This is a genomic window from Streptomyces sp. NPDC059989, from assembly GCF_042736975.1.
GTDB lineage: Bacteria > Actinomycetota > Actinomycetes > Streptomycetales > Streptomycetaceae > Streptomyces.
In genome coordinates this window covers 1-16448 of the sequence record NZ_JBHWUO010000095.1, presented here as the reverse complement: position 1 = coordinate 16448, position 16448 = coordinate 1, and the positions used below count along the sequence as shown (strand labels likewise).

15 protein-coding genes are annotated in these 16448 nt (G+C 71.9%); 8 read left to right on the top strand and 7 right to left on the bottom strand.

The features are described from left to right. Nucleotides 1-121: 121 nt before the first annotated feature. Nucleotides 122-1096 carry a carbohydrate kinase family protein gene (locus ACFWBN_RS38465; RefSeq protein WP_385186109.1) on the bottom strand — a complete coding sequence of 325 codons (975 nt, stop codon included), beginning with the start codon at nucleotides 1094-1096 and terminating at the stop codon, nucleotides 122-124. A 132-nt stretch (nucleotides 1097-1228) separates the two neighbouring features. Between ACFWBN_RS38465 and ACFWBN_RS38460 the strand changes: the two genes are divergently transcribed. Together ACFWBN_RS38460 and ACFWBN_RS38455 are read left to right on the top strand one after the other, a co-directional pair. Continuing rightward, nucleotides 1229-1465 (top strand): hypothetical protein, encoded by a 237-nt coding sequence (locus tag ACFWBN_RS38460; RefSeq protein WP_385186108.1) that lies wholly within the window; start codon nucleotides 1229-1231, stop codon nucleotides 1463-1465. 73 nt (nucleotides 1466-1538) lie between these two features. Beyond that, nucleotides 1539-2987 (top strand): hypothetical protein, encoded by a 1449-nt coding sequence (locus ACFWBN_RS38455; protein WP_385186105.1) that lies wholly within the window; start codon nucleotides 1539-1541, stop codon nucleotides 2985-2987. A 128-nt stretch (nucleotides 2988-3115) separates the two neighbouring features. Here the strand turns inward: ACFWBN_RS38455 and erpA are convergent, their stop codons facing one another. Further along, nucleotides 3116-3472, bottom strand: a complete 357-nt coding sequence (gene erpA / locus ACFWBN_RS38450) for an iron-sulfur cluster insertion protein ErpA (protein ID WP_030010511.1) — start codon at nucleotides 3470-3472, stop codon at nucleotides 3116-3118. Nucleotides 3473-3766: 294 nt separating this feature from the next. Between erpA and nadA the strand changes: the two genes are divergently transcribed. From nadA to ACFWBN_RS38435, 3 genes are all read left to right on the top strand, one after another. After that, nucleotides 3767-4954, top strand: coding sequence for a quinolinate synthase NadA (nadA, locus tag ACFWBN_RS38445; protein ID WP_385186102.1), 1188 nt, complete (start codon nucleotides 3767-3769; stop codon nucleotides 4952-4954). An 84-nt stretch (nucleotides 4955-5038) separates the two neighbouring features. Then, a complete protein-coding gene (locus tag ACFWBN_RS38440) occupies nucleotides 5039-5428 on the top strand; it encodes a hypothetical protein (RefSeq protein ID WP_385186100.1) in 390 nt (129 codons plus the stop codon). Beyond that, nucleotides 5415-7739: a TCP-1/cpn60 chaperonin family protein gene (locus tag ACFWBN_RS38435; protein WP_385186097.1), complete on the top strand. Its 2325-nt coding sequence runs from the start codon at nucleotides 5415-5417 to the stop codon at nucleotides 7737-7739. The genes ACFWBN_RS38440 and ACFWBN_RS38435 overlap by 14 nt, the downstream gene beginning before the upstream one ends. Before the next feature lie 56 nt (nucleotides 7740-7795). Here the strand turns inward: ACFWBN_RS38435 and ACFWBN_RS38430 are convergent, their stop codons facing one another. The 3 genes from ACFWBN_RS38430 to cobS form a co-directional block, all read right to left on the bottom strand. Next, the gene (locus ACFWBN_RS38430; RefSeq protein WP_385186094.1) at nucleotides 7796-10927 is read right to left on the bottom strand and encodes an efflux RND transporter permease subunit; all 3132 of its coding nucleotides are present in this window, start codon (nucleotides 10925-10927) and stop codon (nucleotides 7796-7798) included. A gap of 137 nt (nucleotides 10928-11064) precedes the next feature. Further along, a complete protein-coding gene (locus ACFWBN_RS38425; RefSeq protein WP_385186092.1) occupies nucleotides 11065-11805 on the bottom strand; it encodes a response regulator in 741 nt (246 codons plus the stop codon). Nucleotides 11806-11857: 52 nt separating this feature from the next. After that, nucleotides 11858-12679, bottom strand: a complete 822-nt coding sequence (cobS, locus tag ACFWBN_RS38420; protein WP_385186089.1) for an adenosylcobinamide-GDP ribazoletransferase — start codon at nucleotides 12677-12679, stop codon at nucleotides 11858-11860. 70 nt (nucleotides 12680-12749) lie between these two features. Between cobS and ACFWBN_RS38415 the strand changes: the two genes are divergently transcribed. Beyond that, the gene (locus tag ACFWBN_RS38415; protein WP_385186086.1) at nucleotides 12750-13526 is read left to right on the top strand and encodes a hypothetical protein; all 777 of its coding nucleotides are present in this window, start codon (nucleotides 12750-12752) and stop codon (nucleotides 13524-13526) included. An 81-nt stretch (nucleotides 13527-13607) separates the two neighbouring features. On the opposite strand, the gene ACFWBN_RS38410 is transcribed toward ACFWBN_RS38415, so the two are convergent. Both ACFWBN_RS38410 and ACFWBN_RS38405 read right to left on the bottom strand, forming a co-directional pair. Continuing rightward, nucleotides 13608-13886, bottom strand: coding sequence for a hypothetical protein (locus ACFWBN_RS38410; RefSeq protein WP_385186083.1), 279 nt, complete (start codon nucleotides 13884-13886; stop codon nucleotides 13608-13610). Nucleotides 13887-13899: 13 nt separating this feature from the next. After that, nucleotides 13900-14694 carry a PspA/IM30 family protein gene (locus ACFWBN_RS38405; protein WP_385186080.1) on the bottom strand — a complete coding sequence of 265 codons (795 nt, stop codon included), beginning with the start codon at nucleotides 14692-14694 and terminating at the stop codon, nucleotides 13900-13902. 272 nt (nucleotides 14695-14966) lie between these two features. Between ACFWBN_RS38405 and ACFWBN_RS38400 the strand changes: the two genes are divergently transcribed. Further along, complete coding sequence (locus tag ACFWBN_RS38400; RefSeq protein WP_385186077.1) at nucleotides 14967-15575, top strand: DUF3043 domain-containing protein; 609 nt, start codon at nucleotides 14967-14969, stop codon at nucleotides 15573-15575. A 74-nt stretch (nucleotides 15576-15649) separates the two neighbouring features. After that, on the top strand, nucleotides 15650-16357 hold the full coding sequence (locus ACFWBN_RS38395; protein WP_385186074.1) for a class I SAM-dependent methyltransferase: 708 nt from the start codon (nucleotides 15650-15652) through the stop codon (nucleotides 16355-16357). Nucleotides 16358-16448 lie beyond the last annotated feature (91 nt).

Genomic DNA, 16448 nt, shown 5'->3' with positions numbered 1-16448 from the left:
GAGACACTCCGGAGGGGCACCGCCCCAACCCCCACTCCGGCCCCGCCCGAGGGGCACAAACCCAGCCCCGCCGGCGATTGAGGCGCACGACCGGCCGAAGCCCCCGGGCGGGAGCCAAGGGTCAGGACAGGCGGGCGCGGACCTCGGACGCGGCCTCTTCGCCGTAGGCCTTGGTGAAGCGCTCCATGAAGTGCGCCCGGGCCAGGGTGTACTCCTGGGTGCCCAGCGTCTCGATGACCAGAGTCGCCAGCATGCAGCCCACCTGCGCGGCGCGCTCCAGGCCCACACCCCAGGCCAGCCCCGTCAGGAACCCGGCACGGAACGCGTCGCCGACACCGGTCGGGTCGACCTTCGCGGTCTCCTCGGGGCAGCCGACCACGATCGGCGCCTCGCCGACCCGCTCGATCTTCACGCCGTTCGAGCCGAGGGTGGTGACCCGGGTCCCGACCTTCGCCAGGATCTCCTCGTCCGTCCAGCCCGACTTCGACTCGATGAGGCCCTTCTCGTACTCGTTCGAGAAGAGGTACGTCGCACCCTCCATCAGGGTGCGGATGTTCTCGCCGTCCATCCGGGCGATCTGCTGCGAGAAGTCGGCGGCGAAGGGGATCCCCCGCGTCCGGCACTCCTCCGTGTGGCGCAGCATCGCCTCGGGGTCGTCCGCGCCGATCAGGACGAGGTCGAGCCCGCCCACGCGGTCGGCGACGGCCTTCAGCTCGATCAGGCGGGCCTCGCTCATCGCGCCCGTGTAGAAGGAGCCGATCTGGTTGTGGTCGGAGTCCGTGGTGCACACGAAGCGCGCGGTGTGCAGCACCTCGGAGATCCGGACGGAGTCGGTGTCGACCCCGTGCCGCTCCAGCCAGGCGCGGTACTCGTCGAAGTCGGAGCCGGCGGCTCCGACCAGGATCGGGCGGCTGCCGAGCTGCCCCATACCGAAGCAGATGTTCGGGCCGACACCGCCCCGCCGGACGTCGAGGTTGTCGACGAGGAAGGAGAGGGAGACCGTGTGCAGCTGGTCCGCGACCAGCTGGTCGGCGAAACGGCCGGGGAAGGTCATGAGGTGGTCGGTGGCGATGGAGCCGGTGACTGCGATGCGCACGGCGTGGACGCTCCTGCGGAGGACAGTAAGGGGACAGTCAAAACTACCCGGTCTCGGGCCCCGAGCCGACCGGCTGAAACTACCCCGTAGTAGGTCTTTCTTCACATGAGGCGCGGTGCCTACGGTGCGTCCATGACCTCTTCCGATGGCTTCGGCTACACCGAGTACACCGCCGGGACGCGCGGCGCGGAAGTCTCGCGGCGGCCCGGTTTCGCCCGTCTGCTGGGCGACTGCGCCCGAATGGCTCCGCACTGGGCGGTTCCGGCGGCTCCGCTGCCGGACCGGGTGGCCGCCTCGCAGATCCACGGGATCAGCGTTCCGCCGGCGTCGGCGCGTCTGATCGCCTCCACGGCGGCCTACGGGGACTGACCGGGGAACCGGTTGCGCGTCTGTTCCGTCACACCCGCATCAAGCACGCCGGGACAGGTGAAGGAGCGATGCGGTGACCAGCGAACAACCCGAGACATCACGCGGCACACGACGGCGGCCGGCCTGGGCCGTCGGTTCGATCGCGGCTGCCGTGCTGCTGGCCGGCGGCGGTACCGCGTACTGGGCGTCCACCGCGTACGGCGACGGCTCGCCCCGTACGGCCGACAGCGCGGCCTCCGCGCCCCGTGCGGCGGGGAGCCCCTCGGCGCCCGGCATCGCGCCCGGGGAGCCCGACCCGTCGGGCGCCGGGGTGGTCTACCGGGCCGACGTGAAGCTGCCGGAGGGTCCGGCCACGGCGCCCGCCTTCGCCGCGTCCGGTGAGGTGACCTCGGAGGAGGTGGCGAAGCTCGCCGCCGCGCTCGGCGTTCCGGGCGCTCCGCGGGTCAACGGGGACGTCTGGCTGGCCGGCGAGGCCGCCGACGGCTCCGGGCCCCGGCTCACGGTGACCCGCAAGGCGCCGGGGACCTGGACCTTCAGCCGCTTCCAGGTGCCGGGCAACGGCACTGGCAACGGCGCCGGGGACGACTGCGTGCGGGGCAAGGACACCTGCGGCCCCGCCACCCTCCCCCAGGACGCGCAGGACGCGCCCGCGAGCGCCGGCAAGCCGGTGTCCGAGGAGGCCGCCAAGGCCGCCGCGGCCCCCGTGCTCGCCGCCGCCGGGCAGGCCGGGGCCCACCTGGACGCCCGCCTCGCCCAGGGATCGGTGCGGGTGGTGACGGCGGACCCGGTGGTCGGCGGCCTCGCCACGCAGGGCTGGTCCACGAAGGTCAGCGTGGGCGCCGACTCCTCCGTGGTGGCGGGCAGCGGCGAGCTGAAGACCCCCGTACGGGCGGCCGAGCAGCCGGTGGTCGGGGCCGTGGAGGCGCTGGCCAGGCTCAACGCGAAGTCGGGCGGCACGGCCGGCACGGACCCCGGGCCGAGCGGCTGCGCGACCTCGGTCCCGCTGGACCCGGACACCCCGCTGGGGCCGACGGACGTCCCGCCCTGCAACCCGGAGCCGCGGCCGATGAAGCCGCCGCGCACGGAGACGGTCAAGGGCGCCGCCCTCGGCCTGGTGCCCGGAACGGTGGACGGGGCCCGCGGCCTGGTCCCGGCCTGGCTCTTCGAGGTGGCGGGCAAGGACGGCGCCCCCGGCCACACGGTGGCCCAGCCGGCCTCCGCCCAGGACACCACGCCCACGCCCGGCCCGAAGGACGGTCCCACGGTGCCCGGATTCTCGTACGCGCAGGCCGACCGGAAGCTGACCGTGAACTTCTGGGGCAGCGTGTGCAGCACCTACGCCCTGGAGGCGCGGGAGCAGCCCGAGTCGGTCCTGGTGAAGATCACGGACACGCCGAACAAGCCGGGCCAGGCCTGCATCATGCTCGCGCAGGAGATGTCCCTGTCGGCGACGCTCCAGCAGCCGCTGGGCGACCGCAAGGTGGTCGACGCGACCACGGGCAAGCCGCTCCCCCGGCAGTAGCGCCCCAGGAGGGCCCGGCAAGGCCCAGGAGGGCCCAGGAAGGCCCGGGGCATGCGAGAGGGCCCGCCTCTCCGGTCGGAATGCGACCGGAGAGGCGGGCCCTCGTCGTGGTGCCGGGGCCTGCCGGTTTAGCTGAACGAGTCGCCGCAGGCGCAGGAGCCGGTGGCGTTCGGGTTGTCGATCGTGAAGCCCTGCTTCTCGATGGTGTCGACGAAGTCGATGGAGGCACCGTGGAGGTACGGGGAGCTCATCCGGTCCGTGACGACCTTCACGCCGTCGAAGTCCTTGACGACATCGCCGTCGAGGGACCGCTCGTCGAAGAAGAGCTGGTAGCGCAGGCCGGAGCAGCCGCCGGGCTGGACGGCGACGCGCAGCGCCAGGTCATCGCGGCCTTCCTGCTCCAGCAGGGTCCTGACCTTCTCGGCGGCGGCGTCGGACAGGAGGATGCCGTCGCTCACGGTGGTCTTGTCGTCCTGTACGGACATCTGCATTCACTCCCGAAGTGGGCGGCTCCCCGCCGGAGGCAGGGAAACGTCGGACTCTTGCCGTCGGTGGCAACGAGCGGGACCGCGGTTTCATTCCGGGACCCGACGCTTGTTTCAGATATTCATGCTCGCACACCGCGCGGGGGGCGGAGCCGATGGATCGGCGGGCTGATGCGTCACATCGACACTATGGACATCGTCAAACTGACGTGAAGAGGTTATGATAGATAGCGTCAAATCGACGAGAACTCGAAGCGATACCCCAACGAAGTCCCTTGTTGCAGAACAGAAAGGGTGCGTGCAGTGACCACCGCCCAGCCTTTGGACGTCCAGCCGACGCCCCTTGCCCTGCTGCTGCTCGGCCGTGAAGCCGACCCCAAGAGCGAGCGCGGCGTGGAATGCCCCGGCGACCTGCCCTCGCCGTCGGACCCGAACCTCGTGGCGCGCGCCCGCGCGGCCAAGGAGAAGCTCGGTGACAAGGTCTTCATCCTCGGCCACCACTACCAGCGCGACGAGGTCATCGAGTTCGCCGACGTCACCGGCGACTCCTTCAAGCTGGCCAAGGACGCGGCCGCCAAGCCGGAGGCCGAGTACATCGTCTTCTGCGGCGTGCACTTCATGGCCGAGTCCGCCGACATCCTGACCTCGGACGACCAGAAGGTGGTCCTGCCGGACCTGGCCGCCGGCTGCTCGATGGCCGACATGGCCACCGCCGAGCAGGTCGCCGAGTGCTGGGACGTGCTGACCGAGGCCGGCGTCGCCGGCGCGACGGTCCCCGTCTCGTACATGAACTCCTCCGCCGACATCAAGGCCTTCACCGGCAAGCACGGCGGCACGATCTGTACCTCGTCCAACGCGAAGAAGGCCCTGGAGTGGGCGTTCGAGCAGGGCGAGAAGGTGCTCTTCCTCCCGGACCAGCACCTGGGCCGCAACACCGCCGTCCGCGACATGGGCATGTCCCTGGACGACTGCGTCCTGTACAACCCGCACAAGCCGAACGGCGGCCTGACCGTCGAGCAGCTGCGCAACGCCAAGATGATCCTGTGGCGCGGCCACTGCTCGGTCCACGGCCGGTTCTCGGTCGACTCGGTCAACGACGTGCGCGCCCGCATCCCCGGCGTGAACGTCCTGGTCCACCCCGAGTGCAAGCACGAGGTCGTGGCGGCCGCGGACTACGTCGGCTCGACGGAGTACATCATCAAGGCGCTGGAGGCGGCCCCGTCCGGCTCCAAGTGGGCCATCGGCACCGAGCTGAACCTGGTCCGCCGCCTGGCGAATCGATTCGCCGCGGAGGACAAGGAAGTCGTCTTCCTCGACAAGACGGTCTGCTTCTGCTCGACGATGAACCGCATCGACCTCCCCCACCTGGTGTGGACCCTGGAGTCCCTGGCCGAGGGCAACCTCGTCAACCAGATCCAGGTCGACAAGGAGACGGAGAGCTTCGCGAAGCTCGCGCTGGAGCGGATGCTCGCGCTGCCGTAGCCTGCGGAACCGATCGTCGAAAGGGGCACCCCTCGGGGTGCCCCTTTCGTTTAACCTCCCTGGTACCGAGGGGAGTTGATCGCCATGACGCAGTACTTCGAGGTACTGGCCAACGCCGGTCCGGACGCCGACGAGCAGGAGCGGGCGGAGGCCCGGGCCGAGCTGGTGGCGGCGCTGGAGGAGCTGGGCGTCGACGAGGTCCGCGTACGGGAACTGCCCGCGCCGCCGGGGTCCAAGTCGGGTGGCCTGGCCACCGCGGAGATCCTGGTGGCGGTGGCGCCGTCGCTGTTCGCCTCGGTGGTCGCCGCGTTCGACGCCTGGGTCCAGTGGGCGGCCTCGCGGCGGGTGCGGGTGAAGATCGGGGAGGACGAGTTCGAGGCCTCCCGCCTGAGCCCTGAGCAGCGGCAGGCCCTCGTCGACCACTTCATCGCCCGGACCGCGAGGGTGGAGGAGCCGCCCCGTGGCGGTGCGTGAGGCGCTGGTCGTCGCCACCTCCTCGTACGAGGACAGCCGGCTCAACCAGCTGAACTCGCCCGGCCTGGACGCGATGGAGCTGTCCGAGGTGCTCAGCGACCCGGCCATCGGCGGCTACGCGGTCCGGCCGGTCATCGACCAGCCCGCGCATGTCGTGCGGCGCGAGATCGAACGGTTCTTCATCCGCCGCAAGCCCGACGACCAGCTCCTGCTCTACCTGTCCTGCCACGGCATCAAGGACTCCCGGCTCCAGCTGTACTTCGCCGCGGCCGACACGGACCGGGACCTGCTGGAGTCCACCGCCGTCCCGGCGGGCTTCGTCAACGGCCGGCTGGTCAACTGCAACTCGCGCAAGATCCTGGTGCTGCTGGACTGCTGCTACAGCGGGGCGTTCAAGCCCGGCGGCGCGAAGTCCGCGGACACGGCCGTGCACCTGCTGGAGGAGTTCAAGGACACCGGGGTCGCGGTGATCACGGCCACGGACGCGCTCCAGCAGGCCTGGGAGGGGGAGGGCCCGGTCACCGAGACGGGAGAGGGGCAGCTGTCCGTCTTCACCGCGGCGGCGGTGGAGGGGCTGCGCTCGGGCCGGGCGGACCGGGACGGCGACGGCTGGGTCTCGGTGGAGGACCTGTACGGCCACGTCCGCGCGGAGATGCAGGCCCGCGACGCGCGGCAGAGCCCGCTGCGCTGGATCCTGGGCGGCCAGGGCACCCTCAAGATCGCCCGCCGGGCCGCGCCCGAGGGCACCGGGCCGCTGACCCTCCCCCGCCCGCGCAGCGTCCCCTCGCTGGTCGGCCCGGCGACCGAGCTGCTGGCCGGCATCACCCCGGCGGCGACGCTGTTGCGCCGGACCCTGGGACCGTCCCCCCGGCCGGTGCTGCTCAAGCGTGCGGACGGGATGCCGTACACCAGCACGGACACGCTGGAGATCGTCGGCGAGCTGCCCACGGAGCCGGGTTACGCGGCGATGGGCACCGGGCTCCTGCAGGACCTCGTCGCCGACCAGTACCGGCGGGCCCGGGACGGCACCGCCACGGCGGCGGTGGTCTTCGAGGCCGTCGTACGGGGGCTCCAGCCGGCCCTGGCCCAAGGGACGCACCCGGCGGTGCTGGCGCGGGCGGTGCGGCCCGCTTTCGCGCAGGCGCGCAGGATCCTCAAGGGGTTCGCGGTGCCCCTGCAGCAGGACTGGGTCCGGCTGGGCCAAGCCATGACCACCGTGTGCGGGGACGAGCAGGTCGCCGCCCACGTGGGTGACGCGCTGCGCGGGGTCGGCGAGAAGGGGGCCGTCACCGTCTCGGATTCCTCGGGCTTCGGTCTCTCGGCGCAGATGTCCGAGGGGTGCGTGCTGCAAGCCGGCTTCCTGTCGCCGCACTTCTCCACGGACGACGCGAACGGCGAGGCCGTTCTGGAGAACCCTCACGTGCTGCTCTGCGCCGAGCCGCTCGTCACGGTGGAGGACGTACTGCCCGCCCTGGAGCGGGTGCTGGAGTCCGGCAGGCCGCTGCTCGTCGTGGCCCCGGCGGTCGAGGGGGAAGTCCTGCCCACCCTGGCGGTCAACGCGGAGCGCAACATCTTCCGCTCGATCGCCGTCGCCGTGCCCGCGACGGACCCGCCGTTCGGACGCCTGCTGCTCGGTGACCTCGCGGTCGTGACGGGGGGCGTCGTCTTCGAAAGGTCCGCGGACCTCCGCGACGCCCAGCGCGAGCAATTGGGCGGGGCCGGACGGGTCGTCTCCACCCGCACGACGACGCTGCTGATCAGGGGGGAGGGCGAGGCCTCCCGGATCACCGAGCACCTCGTCCGGCTGGTGCGCGACTCGACCCGGGCGGGCGCCTCCGCGCCGAGCGGGTTCGACACCAGAATGGCCCTGCTCACGACGAAGATCGTCGAGATCGGTGTCGGCGGTGCCGGTGACGAGGAGATCCGGCAGCGCAAGACGCGGGTGCGGCAGGCCGTTCACGCCGGCCGCGCGGCCCTGGGCCACGGGGTGATCCCCGGCGCGTCCACGACCTTGGCGACGGTCGGCGTGGCCCTCGGGTCGCCACCCGTCCAGGCGGCGGGGGACGCCGTGGCGGCCTTGGGCAGAGCCCTGGCCGAGCCCCTGCTCGCGGTGGCGACGAACCACGGAGAGCCCGACCCGGACCAGCTGCTCCAACGGGTGGACGCACAGCGGCCGACAGCCGCCTACGACGCGACGGAGGGCGGCTTCTCCGACGTCGAGGCGGCGGGGCTCTGGGAGCCCGTCACGACGGCCTGGTCGATGCTGCACGCCGTCGAGGCCGCCGTTCTCGAGTACCTGTCGGTCATCTGAGCGCAAGCGGAGGGGGCGCCCGGAGATTCCGGACGCCCCCTCTGGCCGTGCACGGGTCAGACGCGGGCCGGGGACTCCTCGTCCGAGGGCTCCGACGGGTTCGGGACCACCGTCAGGCGGGCCGTTTTCTTCGCGCGGCGCCGCTCCTTGCGGAGTTCCACCATCGTGTAGAGGGTCGGCACCAGGAGCAGGGTCAACAGGGTGGAGCTGACCAGGCCGCCGATCACCACGACCGCGAGCGGCTGCGAGATGAAGCCGCCCTCGCCGGTGACGCCCAGCGCCATCGGGAGCAGCGCGAAGATGGTCGCCAGGGCCGTCATCAGGATGGGGCGGAGCCGGTGGCGGCCGCCTTCGACGACGGCCTCGACGACGCCGAGGCCCTGGGCCCGATACTGGTTGACCAGGTCGATCAGGACGATCGCGTTGGTCACCACGATGCCGATGAGCATCAGCATGCCGATCATCGCCGGGACGCCCATCGGGGTGCCGGTGACCAGCAGCAGGCCGAGCGCGCCGGTCGCCGCGAACGGGATCGAGACCAGCAGGATCAGCGGCTGGACCAGCGAGCGGAAGGTCGCGACCAGCAGCATGAACACGATCGCGATGGCCGCGAACATGGCCAGGCCCAGCGAGGCGAAGGCCTCGTCCTGGTCCTCCGAGACGCCGCCGATGGAGGCGGTGGCGCCGTCCGGCAGGTCCAGGGCCTTGATCTTGGTCTGGAGCTCGGCGCTGACCGCGCCCGTGTTGTCGCCGACCGGCTTCGCGGTGACGGTGGCGGCGCGGGCGCCGTCGATCCGGGTCATCGCGACCGGGCCGGGGACCACCTTGACCTCGGCGATGTCGCCGAGCTTGAGCGGGCCGACCGGGAGCGCCTGGAGCTCGGCCAGGGTGGTGGCCGGCTGGGCGGACTTGATGACGATGTCGCGCTCGGTGTTGTCCAGTACGGCCTTGCCCGCCGGGTTGCCCCGTACGGCCTGCGCGACGATCGCGCCGAGCGCGGCCTGGTTCAGGCCCGCGTCCGCGGCCTTGGGGGTGGCGGTCACCGAGATCCGGGGCACGGACTGGGACAGGTCGCTCTGCACGTCGGTGACGTTCTTGAGGGTGGCCACCTCGGCGCGCACCTGCTCGGCGGCCTTGGCGAGGATCTCGCCGTCGCCCGCCTTGACGACCACGCTGAGGTTCTGGTTGCCGAAGCCGTCGCCCGCCGCGATCCGGGTCTCGCCGATGCCGTCGAGCTTGGCCAGCTCGCCCTCGATCCGCTTCTTCACGGCGTCCGCGTCGCCCGCGTCCTTCAGCGTGACCTGGTACGAGGCCTGGTTGGAGCCCGTACCGCCGCCGAAGGCCGCGAGGAAGCCGGAGGAGCCGACGGTGACCTGGTAGCTCTTGACGCCGTCGACCGAGGCCAGCGCCTTCTCGATCTTGCGGCTCGCCTCGTCGGAGGCGGCCAGCGAGGTGCCGGGGGCCAGCTCCTGCTTGACCGTCAGGACGTCCTGCTCGCCCTGGTCGAAGAAGTTCGTCTTCAGCAGCGGGGTCATCCCGAAGGTGCCGACGAGGATGACGACCGCGATCGCCACGCTGGTCAGGCGGCGCCGGGTGGCGAAGCCGAGGACGCGGACGTAGAACGTCTGGAGGCGGCTGCGCGCCTCCTTCTCCTCGGCCTCGCGGCGGGCGCGGGCGGCGCTCTCGGCGTCTCCCGCCGTCACGCCCTTCGGCGCGCGCAGGAACCAGTACGAGAGCACCGGTACGACCGTCAGCGAGACGAGCAGCGAGGCCAGCAGGGCGGCGGTGACGGTGAGCGAGAAGGAGCCGAAGAGCTCGCCGATCATGCCGCCGACGAGGCCGATCGGCAGGAAGACGGCGACGGTGGTGAGCGTGGAGGAGGTGACCGCGCCGGCGACCTCCTTGACCGCGGTGATGATGGCGGTCTCGCGCTCCTCGCCGTAGCCGAGGTGGCGCTTGATGTTCTCCAGGACCACGATCGAGTCGTCGACGACGCGGCCGATGGCGATGGTGAGCGCGCCCAGCGTCAGCATGTTGAGCGAGAGGTCGCGGGTCCACAGCACGATGAGCGCGAGGACGACGGACAGCGGGATGGAGACCGCGGTGACGAGCGTCGAGCGCAGCGAGGCCAGGAAGACCAGGATCACGATCACCGCGAAGAGCAGGCCGAGCATGCCCTCGGTGGTGAGGCTGGAGATGGACTTGGCGACGGCCGGGCCCTGGTCGCTGACGACGGTGAGGGCGGCGCCGGCGCCGAGCGTGGAGCGCAGCTCGGGCAGCTTGTCCTTGACGGCGTCGGAGATGGCGACGGCGCTGCCGTCCTTGTCCATGGTCAGGACGAGGGCGAGGCTGGGCTTGCCGTTGGTGCGGGTGATGGAGACGGCCTTGGCGGCCTCCTGCTTCACGGTGGCGACGTCGCCGAGGCGGACGGCCGGCTTGCCGGGGCCGGGGCTCAGGCGCAGGTCCTCGACCTGGGCGAGGGAGGTGTAGCCGGCGCCGACGCGGACGGTCCGGTTCTTGCCCTCCTCGTCGAAGGAGCCTGCGGGCATGGTCGCGCCGCCCGCCTGGAGGCCCTGGGCGAGGGCGGCGCCGTCGAGGCCGGCGGCCGCGAGCCTGGCGTTGTCGGGGGTGACGGTGACCTGGAGGTCCTGGACGCCGTCGACGGTGACCTGGCCGACGCCCTCGATGTCCGACAGGACGGGGACGACGGAACGTTCCAGCTGGTCGGCGAGCGCCTGCTGGTCCTTGTCGGAGGTGACGGCGAGGATGACGGTCGGGATGTCGTCGGTGGAACCGGCCACGACCTGCGGGTCCACCTCGGCGGGCAGCCGGACGCGGGCCCGGTTGACGGCCTGCTGGACGTCGGCGACGAGCTGCTTGGTGCCGCTGTCGCCGTAGTCGAAGGTGGCCATGATGAGGGCGTTGCCCTCGCTGGCGGTGGAGGTGATGCCGGTGATGCCGTCGACGCCCTTGAGCATGGCCTCGATCGGTTCGACGACCTGCTTCTCCACCACGTCGGGCGAGGCGCCCTGGTACGGCGCGAGCACGGACACCATGGGCAGTTCGATGGAGGGCAGCAGCTGCTGCTTGAGCTGCGGGATGGCTATGGCGCCGAAGAGGAGCGCGACGAGCGACACGAGGCCGATCAACGCCCTTTGGGCAAGGCTGAAGCGGGACAGCCACGACATGGGTATGGGATCTCTCTGCAGTGACGAAGGCGAGGGCCCTTTCAGCCTTGTCCATGCCGTGGCGCCGCTGCGTCGCTCGCAGGTCCCGTCCTTATGTGCGGCATACCGCGTCCGCAGTACGCCGCACTACTGCGGCGCTACTCCGCGCGGGGCCGGACCAGTCCCGATTCGTAGGCGATGACCACCAATTGCGCCCGGTCGCGGGCGCCGAGCTTGGCCATGGCCCGGTTGACGTGGGTCTTGACGGTGAGCGGGCTGACCTCCAGCCGTCCGGCGATCCCGTCGTTGGACAGCCCCGCGGCCACGAGTACGAGGACCTCGCGCTCCCGGACGGTCAGCGCGGCGAGCCGCTGCGCGTGCGACCCGGCGGCGGCCGCGGCGGCTGCCGGGTCGGCGCCGCCGCCCTGGGCGAGGAAGGTGGCGATGAGTCCCTTGGTGGCGGCCGGGGAGAGCAGGGCCTCGCCGGCGTGCGCGACCCGGATGGCGTTGAGCAGGTCCTCGGGCTCGGCGCCCTTGCCGAGGAAGCCCGAGGCGCCGGCCCGCAGGGCGGCGGCGACGTACTCGTCGACCTCGAAGGTCGTCAGCATCACCACGCGTACCGCGCCGAGTTCCGGGTCCGCGCTGATCATGCGGGTGGCGGCGAGCCCGTCGGTGCCGGGCATCCGGATGTCCATGAGGACGACGTCGGGGCGGGCGCGACGGGCCAGTTCGAAGGCCTGGGCCCCGTCGGAGGCCTCCCCGACGACCTCCATGTCGGGCTCGGAGTCGACGAGCACCTTGAAGGCGCTGCGCAGCAGTGCCTGGTCGTCGGCCAGCAAGACCTTGATGGGCGGCGGGCTGGGTGCGGCGGGGGTCGGGTCCGTCCGGATGTCGTCCACGGGGGTGAGCCTACGTGGGCACCCGCGGGGCACCGGCCGGGGATCCGGCGGTTCAGCCCAGGGCGAGGACGATCAGGGCGGTGGTCGCGGAGACCTCGGCCAGGGCTCCGAAGACGTCGCCGGTGACCCCGTCGAAGCGCCGGACGCAGCGGCGCAGCAGCAGTTCCGCGGCGAGCAGGGCGACCAGGACGGCCGCGGCGTGCCGGCCGGCGGCCGGGAGGCCCAGCGGGAGGGCGGCGGCCGCGGCCAGGACCACGGTGAGCGCGGCGACGGCGGCGGCCGCACGGCGCGGGACCACTCCGGCGACGGCCGCGCCGAGCCCCTCGGGGCGGGCGGCCGGGACCCCCGCACGGGAGGCGAGGGTCATGGCGAGGCGGGCGGTGACGGCGGCGGTCACGGCGGCGAGGGCGCCGCGCACCCAGCTGTCGGCGTACGCCTCGGTCAGGGCGGCCACCTGCACCAGCAGCAGGAGGACCAGGGCCACGACGCCGAAGGGGCCGATGTCGGACTGCTTCATGATGCGCAGCGCGTCGTCGGCGGGTTTGGCGCTGCCCAGGCCGTCCGCGGTGTCGGCGAGCCCGTCCAGGTGCAGCCCCCGGGTCAGGGCGGCCGGTACCGCGACGGTGACGGCCGCGGCGAGCATCGGGCCCCCGCCGAGGAGGAGCAGGAGCACCCCGGGCACGGCGGCGAGCAGCCCGACGACCAGGCCGGCGAGCGGGGCGCAGGCCATTCCGGTGCGGGCGGCGGGGCGGTCCCAGCGCGTGATGCGCGCGGGCAGCACGGTGAGCGTGCCGAACGCGAAGCGGAGGCCGTCGCGGAGGGAGGCGCGCTCCGGGGGCGGAGGCGGTGGCTGGTCTTCGAACGAATCTGTCATCGGCGCGAACGCTACCCGCTCACCACGGACGGTAAATTACCCATTACGTACCAAATAGGGAGTCAGTGGGATGGGTCACTGGTGGTATCGGAACATCGTCGAACCGGGGAAGCTGCCGCTGCTCCTCGCGCTGCTCTCCTTCGTCATGTCGTTCCTGGTCACCCGCGTGATCACCCGGATGATCCGGGCCGGGAAGGGCCCCTTCAAGAACATCACCCCGGGCGGCATGCACGTCCACCACGTGGTGCCCGGCGTGATCCTCGTGGTCATCGGCGGTTTCGGCGCGGTCGGCAGCGGCCGCTACGGCTTCGGCGCGATGCTCTCGGCCGTCCTCTTCGGGCTCGGGGCGGGCCTGGTCCTGGACGAGTTCGCGCTGATCCTGCACCTCGACGACGTCTACTGGAGCGAGCAGGGCCGCAAGAGCGTGGAGATCGTGGTCCTGACGGCCGCGCTGGTGGCGCTGGTCCTGGGCGGATTCGTGCCCTTCGGCGTGAACGACCTGACCGCCGAGGAGCGCCAGAGCCGCGGCCTGGTCGCCATGAACACCGCCACCAACTTCTTCCTCGCCCTGATCGCCCTGTGGAAGGGCAAGGCGCGCACCGCCCTCTTCGGCGTGGTCGTCCCCTTCGTGGCCCTGATCGGCGCGATCCGGCTGGCCCGGCCCGGGTCCCCGTACGCGAAGAAGTTCTACGCGAAACGCCCGCGCGCACGGGCCAAGGCCGGACTGCGCGCCTTCCACCACGACCGGCGCTGGGCGGCGCCGCGGCGCAAGTTCGAGAACTTCATCGGCGGCACCCCGGACCCGGAGCGGGCCGCGGTCTCCCTCCGGAAACCGCCCGAGCACTGACTGCGGCACGACGACGGGCCCGCCCCCGGGAAGGGGACGGGCCCGTCGTCGTGTTCGTGCACCGGCGTCAGGCCCTCGGCCCTAGCCCGGAATCAGCCCGTCGTCGCTGAGCATCTCCCTGACCTCGTCGAGCGTCGCGTCGTCCCCCGGCAGGATCAGCTCGGACGGTTCCAGCGCCTCATCGGGGAGCGGCTCGCCGAGCCGCCGTACGGCATCGAGCAGTGCGCCCAGCGTGCGCCGGAAGCCCTCCTCGTCACCGCTCTCCATCTCGGCCAGCAGTTCGTCGTCCAGCTTGTTGAGCTCGGCGAAGTGGCTGTCGGCCACCTTCAGCTGGCCTTCCCCCATGATGCGGACAATCATGACAGGCCCCGTCCTACTGCTTGTCGAACCGGTGCTGGGTCTGCGGCTGCTGGGCGGTGCCCGGGGCCCCGCCCTCGATGGCCTGCTGCTGGGCGGAGGGGCCGCCCGCCAGCTCGGCCTTCATGCGCTGGAGCTCCAGCTCCACGTCCGTACCGCCCGACAGGCGGTCCAGCTCGGCCTGGATGTCGTCCTTGGAGCCGAGCCCGCTCTGGTCGTCGAGGGCGCCGGAGGCCAGCAGCTCGTCGATCGCGCCGGCGCGGGCCTGCAGCTGGGCGGTCTTGTCCTCGGCCCGCTGGATGGCCAGGCCGACGTCGCTCATCTCCTCGGAGATGCCGGAGAAGGACTCCGCGATCCGGGTCTGCGCCTGGGCCGCGGTGTAGGTGGCCTTGATGGTCTCCTTCTTGGTGCGGAAGGCGTCCACCTTGGCCTGGAGCCGCTGGGCGGCGAGGGTGAGCTTCTCCTCCTCGCCCTGAAGGGTCTGGTGCTGCACCTCCAGGTCGCTGACCTGCTGCTGGAGCGAGGCGCGGCGGGAGAGGGCCTCTCGGGCCAGGTCCTCGCGGCCCAGGGCGAGGGCCTTGCGGCCCTGGTCCTCCAGCTTGGCGGACTGCCCCTGGAGCTGGTTCAGCTGAAGCTCCAGGCGCTTGCGGGAGGTCGCCACGTCTGCGACGCCGCGGCGCACCTTCTGCAGCAGTTCGAGCTGCTTCTGGTACGAGTAGTCGAGGGTTTCGCGCGGGTCCTCGGCCCGGTCCAGGGCCTTGTTCGCCTTCGCGCGGAAGATCATCCCCATACGCTTCATGACACCGCTCATGGGCTTCGCGCGCCCCCTTCTAGACGGACTGTGCTCCAGGTCACCGACAGAACCCACAGTACGGGCCCTGCTTCCATTACCGCACTGTTCGAAGTCGGATGCGCTCCTCCTCCAGGACGACTGCGCCCTCGCCGTGTCAGGCGTAAGGAGTAGGTGGGTCCCCGATCACTGCCGGAGGCGGACCCGCGGCACGAACCGTGCAATGGGAAGACGCCCGCCGTTGCCGGATCGTTCCCCGCCGGGGTGGGGCCCATGCCCGCAACCACGTAGGCTTGGGTTTTGTGTTTGGGAACCGCTCCTCCAAGGAAGAGAAGGACGCCGCCACCGACAAGGTGACCGCCGACCTCTCGCAGCCCCGTGACCCGCAGGCCCCGAAGGGCCGCCCTACGCCGAAGCGTGCTGTGGCCCAGTCGCAGCGCAAGGCCGTGGTGGCCTCGACCGGCAACCGCAAGGAGGATGCCAAGCGAGCCCGTGAGCGCCGTCGCGTAGAGATGGCCAAGCAGCGCGAGGCGCTGGCCAGCGGCGACGAGCGCTACCTGCCCGCCCGTGACAAGGGCCCCGTCCGCCGGTTCGTCCGCGACTTCGTGGACTCCCGGTTCTCGGTAGCCGAAATGTTCCTGCCGCTGGCCGTGATCATCCTCGTGCTGAGCATGGTCCGGGTGCCGTCGATCCAGAACATCGCGCTGCTGCTGTGGCTGGGCGTGATCGCCCTGATCATCGTCGACTCCATCGGCCTGGTGTTCCGCCTGCGCAAGGCGCTGAACGACCGCTTCGCGAACGAGCCGCGCCGCGGCGCCGTCGCGTACGGCCTCATGCGCACCCTCCAGATGCGCCGGCTGCGCCTGCCGAAGCCGCAGGTCAAGCGCGGGGAACGGCCCTGAGCGGATTTGCCGAGGGCGCCCGCCTCTGGCTCGAGGGCCTGGGCGGGCTCCGTAACGCCGTCCGCCAGGAACTCGTGGGCCGCCAGGTCGACGAGCAGATCGCGCACCGCTTCCCGGTAGGGCAGCGGCTGCGCGTGCTCGACGTGGGCATGGGCCAGGGCACGCAGGCGCTGCGACTGGCCCGCGCCGGACACAAGGTGACGGGCCTGGAGCAGGACCCCGACATGCTGACCGTCGCGCGCGAGGCCCTGGAGCGGGAGCCCGCCGGGATCCGCGACCGGGTCCGGCTCATGGAGGGCGACGGCCGCGAGACCGGCGCCCACTTCCTGCCGGGCAGCTTCGACGTCGTGCTGTGCCACGGGGTGCTGATGTACGTGCCCGAGCCGGACGCCATGCTCGCCGGGCTGGCCCGCATGCTCGCCCCCGGAGGTCTCCTCTCCCTCCTGGTGCGCAACGGCGACGCGCTCGCCATGCGGCCGGGGCTGGACGGCGACTGGAAGGGCGCGCTGGCCGCCTTCGACAGCACCGACTACACGAACCGGCTCGGCCTGGACGTGCGCGCCGACCGGCTGGCGGGCCTGACGGCCACGCTGTCCGGCATCGGGGCGCCGCTGCAGTCCTGGTACGGGGTGCGCGTCTTCACCGACGGCACCGAGGCGGGCGAGACGCTGCCGCCCGACGAGGAGCTGGAGCGGCTGCTGTCCGCCGAGGACCGGGCCGGCCGCACCGACCCCTACCGGGGCGTGGCCGCGCTGCTGCACCTCTGCGGGGTACGGGGCTAGGCGGTGTCTGATGGCTCTTGCCCGGGTGGTGGATCTGTTGCCGTTCCGGGCATGAGTCGGTCATGGTGCGTCGGCATGAACTGACGAATGC